Source organism: Pseudomonas sp. MF6751 (genome assembly GCF_016613265.1).
Taxonomy (GTDB): Bacteria; Pseudomonadota; Gammaproteobacteria; order Pseudomonadales; family Pseudomonadaceae; genus Aquipseudomonas; species Aquipseudomonas fluorescens_BV.
Window position 1 is genome coordinate 149,281 of sequence record NZ_JAENSV010000011.1, and the last position, 8,266, is coordinate 157,546.

The 8,266-nt window shown below is 58.7% G+C and carries 9 protein-coding genes and 2 pseudogenes; 6 read left to right on the top strand and 5 right to left on the bottom strand.

All coding sequences use genetic code 11. From position 1 onward, the window contains the following. Positions 1-62 precede the first annotated feature (62 nt). From JJD66_RS12270 to JJD66_RS12280, 3 genes are all read left to right on the top strand, one after another. Positions 63-314: a type II toxin-antitoxin system HicA family toxin gene (locus JJD66_RS12270; protein WP_105226583.1), complete on the top strand. Its 252-nt coding sequence runs from the start codon at positions 63-65 to the stop codon at positions 312-314. Then, the gene (locus JJD66_RS12275; protein ID WP_105226582.1) at positions 311-673 is read left to right on the top strand and encodes a type II toxin-antitoxin system HicB family antitoxin; all 363 of its coding nucleotides are present in this window, start codon (positions 311-313) and stop codon (positions 671-673) included. Before JJD66_RS12270 ends, JJD66_RS12275 begins: the two co-directional genes overlap by 4 nt. A 239-nt stretch (positions 674-912) precedes the next feature. After that, a complete protein-coding gene (locus JJD66_RS12280) occupies positions 913-1,917 on the top strand; it encodes a family 2 encapsulin nanocompartment cargo protein terpene cyclase (protein ID WP_146120474.1) in 1,005 nt (334 codons plus the stop codon). Between the two features lie 13 nt (positions 1,918-1,930). Here the strand turns inward: JJD66_RS12280 and JJD66_RS12285 are convergent, their stop codons facing one another. Then, positions 1,931-3,103 (bottom strand): MFS transporter, encoded by a 1,173-nt coding sequence (locus tag JJD66_RS12285; RefSeq protein ID WP_105226580.1) that lies wholly within the window; start codon positions 3,101-3,103, stop codon positions 1,931-1,933. A 132-nt stretch (positions 3,104-3,235) separates the two neighbouring features. On the opposite strand from JJD66_RS12285, the gene JJD66_RS12290 reads away from it, so the two are divergent. Continuing rightward, positions 3,236-3,823 (top strand): TetR/AcrR family transcriptional regulator, encoded by a 588-nt coding sequence (locus tag JJD66_RS12290; protein ID WP_054918657.1) that lies wholly within the window; start codon positions 3,236-3,238, stop codon positions 3,821-3,823. Here JJD66_RS12290 and JJD66_RS12295 read toward each other — a convergent pair. The 3 genes and pseudogenes from JJD66_RS12295 to JJD66_RS28035 all read right to left on the bottom strand — a co-directional run. Next, entirely contained in the window at positions 3,807-5,162 is a 1,356-nt protein-coding gene (locus tag JJD66_RS12295) for an MATE family efflux transporter (RefSeq protein ID WP_200648257.1), read from the bottom strand. The two genes, JJD66_RS12290 and JJD66_RS12295, sit on opposite strands and share 17 nt — an antisense overlap. A gap of 22 nt (positions 5,163-5,184) precedes the next feature. Next, positions 5,185-5,757, bottom strand: coding sequence for a DUF2239 family protein (locus tag JJD66_RS12300; RefSeq protein ID WP_096144851.1), 573 nt, complete (start codon positions 5,755-5,757; stop codon positions 5,185-5,187). Positions 5,758-5,961: 204 nt separating this feature from the next. Then, positions 5,962-6,205, bottom strand: a pseudogene (locus JJD66_RS28035) (transposase DNA-binding-containing protein); the annotation flags it as partial. 271 nt (positions 6,206-6,476) lie between these two features. Between JJD66_RS28035 and JJD66_RS12310 the strand changes: the two are divergent. Further along, complete coding sequence (locus JJD66_RS12310) at positions 6,477-6,665, top strand: hypothetical protein (protein ID WP_200648259.1); 189 nt, start codon at positions 6,477-6,479, stop codon at positions 6,663-6,665. A gap of 435 nt (positions 6,666-7,100) precedes the next feature. After that, positions 7,101-7,226, top strand: a pseudogene (locus JJD66_RS12315) (ABC transporter substrate-binding protein); the annotation flags it as partial. 85 nt (positions 7,227-7,311) lie between these two features. On the opposite strand, the gene JJD66_RS12320 reads toward JJD66_RS12315, so the two are convergent. Beyond that, the gene (locus JJD66_RS12320; RefSeq protein ID WP_200648260.1) at positions 7,312-7,959 is read right to left on the bottom strand and encodes an isochorismatase family protein; all 648 of its coding nucleotides are present in this window, start codon (positions 7,957-7,959) and stop codon (positions 7,312-7,314) included. Positions 7,960-8,266: the final 307 nt, after the last annotated feature.

Here is an 8,266-nt window from a genome sequence, read left to right on the forward strand (position 1 = left end):
CTGAGCTAGGATTGACGAACACCACTTTTTGCAACTACATTTAGTTACACGCAGGGAGCGCCGTGTCCAAAAATGAAAAGCTGCTCGCCAAACTGCTCAATGAGCACATGGCATTTACCTGGTCTGAGCTCGTCACGTTATTACGCCGATTGGGATACACACAGATTGAAGGGGCTGGAAGCCGGGTCAAGTTCGACATTGGCGACCCCGGTGCAATGATCACCCTGCACAAGCCTCACCCCGGCAACGAACTGAAACACTACATTCGCCGCCAGATCATCGAACAATTGAAATCAGGAGAACTGATTCAGTGAACAACCAACTGAAACACAAAGGCTACATCGGCTCCATCGAAGCCAGCCTCGAAGACAACTGCCTGTTCGGCAAGATCCTCTTCATCAAGGCGCTGGTGAGCTACGAAGGCAAGACGGTCGCAGAGTTGGACGCCGCGTTCAAAGAGGCGGTGGAGGATTACCTCACTACGTGCCAGGCCCTGGGCCAGACACCCGAGAAACCCTGCAAGGGTTCATTCAACGTGCGTGTCGGCCACGACCTGCACCTGGCTGCGGCCCTGGCGGCGACTCGAAAAAAAGTAACGTTGAACGACCTCACGCGCCAGGCGCTCAACGAGTTCCTGCAGCAACATGGCGCAGAGGGGCTTGCCGCCGTTTGAACGCGAGCGTGCAGGCCAGGCGCCGGCGTCCCTGGCGTCTTTCGAGGCTAGGGGCGGGCGCAAGGGGCTAGGTCATGGTGCGCCCTTATCACTTTCTCCAACGAAATTGATTCCAAACAGAACTAACGTATCCAATTGTATTTTTCGTCCAAGCTTCTAGATTGAAAAATCAAACGCCTTCCTTTCCTGACCCTTGGTCCGCAGTAACGTCCAATGGCATAGACACGCGGAGTCTTGCTATGAACGACATCACCCCACACTCAGCCCTGCCAAAAACCACGACCCGCCTCCAGCTTCCTGCCCTTGAATGCCCGCTACCGCTAAGGGTCGATGAAGCGCTAGGTGAGCACATCAATGAGCTGTTAGTCGGATGGGTGCGGCGAACCGGTATTTTCAAGGGTCAAGTGGCGCACGTAAGGGCCTCGAATTTCGGACGCTTCGTGATGCTGTGCCACCCCGACACCGACGACGTACAACGCTTGTTGTTGGCTGCAAAATGCATGGCCGCGTTGTTCGCGGTGGACGACCATTATTGTGATGACGAACGACGCGGCGCCAACCCCAAGTTATTGGGTGCGCGCTTATCACGGGCTCTGGCCACAATGGACAAGGCTTACCTGAACCCACCCTACGATCGCGCACTGAAACACACTCTTGAAGATGACCCCGTGCTGCGTGGCCTGAAAGGCTACATGAACCATCTGGACCGCTACGGCACGGCGTCCCAAAAGGCGCGCGTACGGCACGAGACCATCGCCATGTTCGTCAGCATGGGTGCAGAGGCGTCGTGGCGGATCGAACATAGCCTGCCCCACATCTGGGAGTATCTGGCGCATCGTCAGGTCAATAGCTTTATCCCCTGCATGGCCCTCATTGATATCGTTGGCGGCTATGAGCTTGAGGCCGATATCTATTTCTCTGCGCCTGTGCGTGAAGTGGTAACGCTGGCCGCCAGTACAACCATGATCGTCAATGACCTGTTCTCCGCCGCCAAAGAGCAACAGCCTGACCTCAGCGATTTCGACCTGCCCTCGTTGCTCGTACACGAACAGGGCCACTCGTTTCAGGATGCACTGGCGCTTAGTGCAGACATTCACAACGCACTCATGCGTCGCTACGAAACCAAGGCAAGGCAAGCCCTGGAAGGCGCCTCGCCTTCACTCCAACGATTCCTCGGCGGGGTAAAAGCGTGGCTGGCAGGCAATTACGAATGGCATCGGCACAGCGCTCGCTATCATGTTTGAACCGACCCGGCATTCAACCCAACCGTCGATACCCCAACACGGCTGAGCCCATGACGACGCACCCCGCCGCCAGCGCCACCCAAAAACCGCTGGTGGCGCCAAAGTGGTCGATCATCCATCCCGAACTGGCGGCGCCAATGGCCACGCCGATGCTCAGGCCGGTGATCAGCCAGGTCATGCCTTCGGTAAGACGGCTGGCCGGGACGATCTGCTCCACCATGGCCATCGACACAATCAAGGTGGGCGCGAAGAACAGCCCGGAGATAAAGATTGCAGCGGCCAAGCCGGGAATATTACTCACCAGCAGCAAGGGCAAGGTGGTCAACGCTGTGGCTACGCCGCAGTACAGGAACTGACGTGGCAACGGTGCCTTGAGTTTGAGGGCACCGAAGGCCAACCCCGCCAGGCACGAACCAATGGCATACACCGACAGCACGATACTCGCCGCCGCCGGCTGGCCTTGATGCTGGGCGAAGGCCACGCTGACCACATCCACCACGCCGACGATCACGCCCATGGCCAGCAGCAAAATCATCAGGATCAATACCGACGGCGCCGCAATCAGCCAGCGACCGTGCGCGCCCTGATGCGCGTGTACCGGTGGCTCGGTTTGCCGTTGCAACACAAAGGTGGTGACGCCCACCGCCAGCAACAGCGCCGCCACCAAGGGCCCGGCTTCTGGGAATACCGCCACGCTCAACCCCACCGAAATGGGCGGGCCGATGATGAAGCACACCTCATCGAGTACCGACTCCAGGGCAAATGCGGTTTGCAGCCTGGGCTGGCCACGATACAACTCGGTCCAGCGCGCTCGCACCATGGCCGACATATTGGGCATGCAGCCCGCCAGCGCGGCGAACAGAAACAGCGTCCAATTCGGCGCCTGCAACCGCGTACACAGCAGCAACATCAATAGCGCCCCGCCTCCGATCAGCGCGGCAATCGGCAGCACCCTGCCCTGGCTGTAGCGGTCCACCCAACGTGACACTTGCGGCGCGCAAATCGCCGTGGCCAGGGCAAACACTGCCGCCACCGAACCGGCCAGGCCATAGCCGCCATGCACCTGGGACAGCATGGTGATCAGGCCGATGCCGGTCATGGATATCGGCATGCGCGCCAGCATGCCAGCGAGCACAAAGGCCCGGGCACCAGGGACCTGGAATAATTCAGCGTAGGGGTTTGCCATCCTGCTCGACCTCTTGCTCGACGCCCTGGGCTTGCTATCTGAATCCATCAGGGCAAAATACATACGACGCGTATGTGGCAGATCATGCTTCGCATACGCAGCGTATGTCAATCACTTAGCCAAGAGACGCCCATGAGCAGAGCCCGAGCTGAAATGATCGAAGACACCCGCGCCCGCCTGATAGCGAGCGCGCGCCGGGCCTTCGCCACCCAAGGCTATGCCAATACCTCGATGGATGACTTCACTGCCCGCGCCGGCCTGACGCGCGGTGCGCTGTATCACCACTTTGGTGACAAAAAAGGGCTGCTGGCGGCGGTGGTCGCTCAACTCGACAGCGAGATGGACGCGCGCTTGCAACGCATCTCGGAGCAGGCCGTAGAGCCTTGGAGTGGTTTTTGCGAGCGCTGCCGGGCTTATCTGCGCATGGCCCAGGACCCGGAAATCCAGCGCATTGTATTGCAGGATGCACCGGCGGTACTGGGCGACACCGGCTCCCAACAACACTGCGTGGAGTCCTTGCGCCAATTGCTGGAGGCCCTGATGCAAGCGGGCCTGATGCCGACGGCACCCAGCCACGCACTGGCGCAGTTGATCAACGGCAGCCTGGTCAATACCGCGTTGTGGATTGCCCGGGATGAACACCCGGGCACACGGCTGGAGGAAGGCTTGCAAGGCCTGGAGCTGCTCCTGCAGGGGCTGAGCCTCACACCAACCGTTTGATCTGCTTATGCCGCCACACCAGGCGGTAATAGGCGATCTGCAACACCAGCATCGCCAGGTAGGTCACCGGAAATGCCATCCACACCCCTTCCAATCCGAAGTGGGCGTTGAACAGATAGGCCATTGGCAGTTCCACGCCAAGCACGCAGAAGATCGAGATCGCCACCGGCATCAGCACCACGCCGCTGGCGCGCATGATGCCGCCGATCACCGCCTGGAAGCCGAATACCAGAATGCTCCAGAGCATGATGTGCAGCAGGTGTTCGGCCCGTACCCGTGCGCTGTCGTCGGTGATGAACAGGCCCAGCAACCAGTGGGACAGCCCATAGCCGAGCACGATCAGGCCACCGGTGAGGCACAGGTTGATCACAAGCCCCGTGCGCAGGATCGGCCCGATACGCTCCAGGCGCCCGGCGCCAATCGCCTGGGCGCCGAGGATCGAGGCGGTGATGGCAATCGACAGCGCCGGGAACTGCACATAGTTGACGATCTGCGTCACCGCGCCATAGGCCGCCGTGGCCTGGGAACCGTGGCCGTTGACCAGGGCCAGGATGACCAGCTCCGACAGCGATAGCACCACCATCTGCAAGCCCGTCGGCAGGCCGATGCGCAGGACTTTGCCGAGGATGACGCGGTCCAGGCGCAAGGCGGCAAGCAGCTCGCGGTCTGGTGCCATCACGTGGTTTTTGTGGCGCAGGCGCTGGACCAAAAACAGCATCGCCAAAGCGTTACCCACCAGCCCGGCATACACCGCACTCTGTATGCCCAAGGGCGGCAGGCCGATCCAGCCGCGAATCAGCGCAGGCGTCAGCAGCAAGCCCACCAGGGTTGAGACCATCAATGCCAGCAACGGCGAAATCGTGTCGCTGACCCCACGCAACAGTTGGGTATAGAGGATGAACACCAGCAGCAACGGCATGATCAACATCATCATCTGGGCGTAGCCCACGGCATCGTCGAGCACATCCACCGGCGTGCCCAACGCCTGCAATGCCGGGCGCGCAAACAGGCTGCCCAGCACGGCGGCCACCAGGCCCACCAACGCGCCCAGGGTCAGGGTGGCACCGGTAATCACCTTGACCATTCCGGTCTCCTGGGCGCCCCATGCCTGGCCGATCAACACCGAGGCGCCCGCCCCCAGGCCGATCACCAGGGCGATAAAGAAAAACACGATGGGAAACATCCCCGACACCGCGGCCAAGGCCTGGGTGCCCAGCATCTGGCCAACGTAAATGCCGTTGAGGGTGCCGGAAAAGCTTTGCAGGAAATTGGACAGCACCATCGGTGCCAGGAACATGAGGTAGATCTGCCACAGCGGGCGTTGCTGGGTAACGTCCATAAGGGGTCGAGTTCCGGTATGTTTAGCTACAGAAGGCATTGCGCGACAACCAGGCCAGGTAGCTCCGCACGTCCGGCGGCCAGTGCGCGATCTTGCTGGAAAAGTCGGCCTGGTCTTGCGCAAACAACGCTCGCGAGGCGTCTTCAAAACCCGGCAGGTTACCGCCGATGGCGCTCATGAAGCGGTAGCTGGCTTCCTTGGCCTGGCGTGCCTTATCGGCGCCGGCCTGGCCGGTACGCGCCTCATCCACTAACCGGCGTAAGGCGGCCGAGGCACCACCGCGCTGCTGGCCGAGCCACTCCCAATGGCGTGGCAACAAGGTGACCTCGCGGGCGACCACGCCCAACTTCGGGCGGCCCACCGAGGGCGTGGCGGGCGGCTCGTCCTCGATGTGGGCCTGGGCAGGTTGCTGCGGCGCATAGCCCGCCGGCCACGGGTAGTCGACCTGCCTGCCGGTGGCATCATCGAAGACCAGGAAGCTACCGGCGGGCAACGCTTGATCGGCAAGTGCCTCGGCGACTGCGGGGTAAGTACCGGCAGCAATGCGCTGATGAACTGCGAAAGCCGTGCAGAGCGGGAAAATTTGCGTAGGCATTTTTTATTACCCGGATTTTATTTGTTTTACCCGGATCATATTAGTCAACATTTACCGACTTGCAAGGCTGCAACACAGAGATTTTTCCGTGAACATTAGTGGTTGTCGAATCCCTACTCCCAAACGCCTGCGAGGACCTGCGCAACGCAGGGCGATGGCTGCTGATTCGCTTGAGCAACTCCACCACCATCGGCAAGCGGCTCGGCCCCATCCCTTTGGCCCAAGATTTACCCATTTATCCATCTCGGTTGCGTCTTGAATCAACAGCATCACGGGACTGCTTTACATTCTCTCAAGAGTCGCTTCTGATTGGGCTGAAGCACTTTTTGGAACATGACTTTTCATCATCAAGAAACCGATAAGCGGCCATCGTCTCGGCCAGTCGCCGACAAGCCGCAGGAATGCTGCTACTTGGGTGATCGGCCATCCTCGCCAAAGTCCAGGCCAACAAGGCCAACCCGCAGATGCATGTAATGTTGCTTGACGACGGCTTCACCCCTGAAAAGGTGCCGTTTTCGCGTTTGGCAAGCGGTGTCGCAAGTCACTTTTTTCCGGCAGCCCCGCGATTACTGAGTTTGGCGCGCTGCCGGAAAAATCTGGGACTTGGGCATACAACCCCAAATACCTGTCAACTATGACAGTAGACGTGGCTCGATATTAGCTTGTAACTTAAAGCTGCAAGATAAAAACATTACTCACAAATCGAGAGAGAATTTATCATGGATTATCCAGCAGATACTGCATATAGAGGCTTTATCATTCGCCAACATGATCCTGCCTATCAAGCGAATTCATTTCAGGGCTTTGACATTAACGGGAACGCTATTACTCTCCTTAACGCAACCGCAGATCAAGTAAAAGTTTTAATTGATCAGCGCCTTGATCAAGGCTCGGAAAGACACAACTAGTTAACACACCTTCCGACTTCAGCTAATAAGTCTAGCGGCTCGACAACATCGGCCGCTTGGCCCGACTACATCACTCGTTTCTGGATCACATTAAGTGCCCGAAGAAAAATTTCAGGCATTTTCAGTACCTAGATTCTTTTAGAGAGGCCATTTTGTACAAGGGCTTAAGTTGACATGCTGATCCACCTAACGCACATAATTTCTATTCGGGCACTTGGCTCATTTTCAGACAATGTGAGCCGATGGCTTTGCCTGGTTGCAGTTAATGGGAGCCAGACATTTCGCTGAGTGCGAGCCCACGTATTTTCAAACGCAAGCCATTACAATTACGCTTCAATTTTCAAGGTCAGTTTGGGGGACTCTCCCTGTTCATTTTTAATTATGTAATGCAGCGTTATTCTCTTACCAATCCAGTCGACAGAAGGTGACCAGAGCCCGACCACGCCCACTACCGACAAGACCCGTGCGCAGGTGAAAGCCATGCAGGGTTACTTGCAGACAGCGATTTCGATTGATTGGGACCAGGTCAACCAGGCGCGACCGGAGTGGAATGCGCGGTGAGGTCGGTCGATTGAGCGTTGAGGCTTGAGCCCAGCGCAATCGTGACGCGGAGCGTCACAGGGCGCACTTTCCATGGCGTGTCTCCTTAACGCGCGGCTAACACGGCCAGCTCTTCGCGGATGCTGCTAATGCCGGCACCCGCCTTAAGCAACTCATTCACCGCCTGTACACCCCCGTCCTCGCTGATGCTGCGGCACGCCGGCAAATGCAGGATCACTTGCAAGCCGGCCTTGAGCAACTGCAACGCAGTGGTCTTGACGCAATAGTCCAGCGCCAGCCCGCCCACAATCACGCGGGCCACGCCGTGGGCCTTGAGGTACTCAATGACGCCGGTGGACAGTTTGTCGTGCAGGTCGTGGTAACAGGCGCCGTAGGGGTGCAGGTCGGGCTCGACACCTTTCCAGATGAAGTAGTCGTAGTCATAGGGCGTGGGCAATTCATCGAGCAGGGTGAACCCTTCGGTACCCGGCACGCAGTGGCTGACCCAGGTCACATCGGCATGGGCCAGGCCGGTGGGTTGCAGCATCTCGCTGTGCTGCGCGACGACCCAGGGTGCGTGGGGGGTGTGGGCGTCCTTGCTGCCGATGCGGTGGCCGGCAAGGCTGGCCATGTAATTGAGTTCGGCACCAATGCCGTCGCCACCGGCCACTGGCAACTCGTTGGGGCACAAAGGCGTGAAGCTCTTCTGAGCGTCGACGTCGAATGAAGCGATGGCGGCTTTCGAAAGGCTCATGGTCGTTCTCGGGTGGTCTGCACGTACGACCGCCTCCGGGCGACCGTGGAAATCTTGAAGTATGGGACAGTTTACTGCGGGGTTCGATGCGTTGCTGAGTTACCCTATTCTCAAGAACGCTGAAGTTCAAAGGTGGGAGCTGGTTCGCCTGCGATGACGGGAGTGAATCCGCCAACGCTATCGCAGGCAAGCCAGCTTGTATGGTTAGACTTGTAGGGGTGGTGGGACTAAAAGCCAGCATCTGACTCTAGCCAGTACAGACCGTGGGAGACTTCGCCCCACCCCTTCACCAAAGCGCCGATAAGGA

Bases quoted from the DNA above. Each gene is read 5' to 3' on its own strand.
- JJD66_RS12295 (WP_200648257.1), bottom strand. From the start codon at position 5,162: ATGGACGTTACCCAGCAACGCCCGCTGTGGCAGATCTACCTCATGTTC.
- JJD66_RS12285 (WP_105226580.1), bottom strand. From the start codon at position 3,103: ATGGCAAACCCCTACGCTGAATTATTCCAGGTCCCTGGTGCCCGGGCC.
- JJD66_RS12320 (WP_200648260.1), bottom strand. From the start codon at position 7,959: ATGAGCCTTTCGAAAGCCGCCATCGCTTCATTCGACGTCGACGCTCAG.
- JJD66_RS12300 (WP_096144851.1), bottom strand. From the start codon at position 5,757: ATGCCTACGCAAATTTTCCCGCTCTGCACGGCTTTCGCAGTTCATCAG.
- JJD66_RS12310 (WP_200648259.1), top strand. From the start codon at position 6,477: ATGGATTATCCAGCAGATACTGCATATAGAGGCTTTATCATTCGCCAA.
- JJD66_RS12290 (WP_054918657.1), top strand. From the start codon at position 3,236: ATGAGCAGAGCCCGAGCTGAAATGATCGAAGACACCCGCGCCCGCCTG.
- JJD66_RS12280 (WP_146120474.1), top strand. From the start codon at position 913: ATGAACGACATCACCCCACACTCAGCCCTGCCAAAAACCACGACCCGC.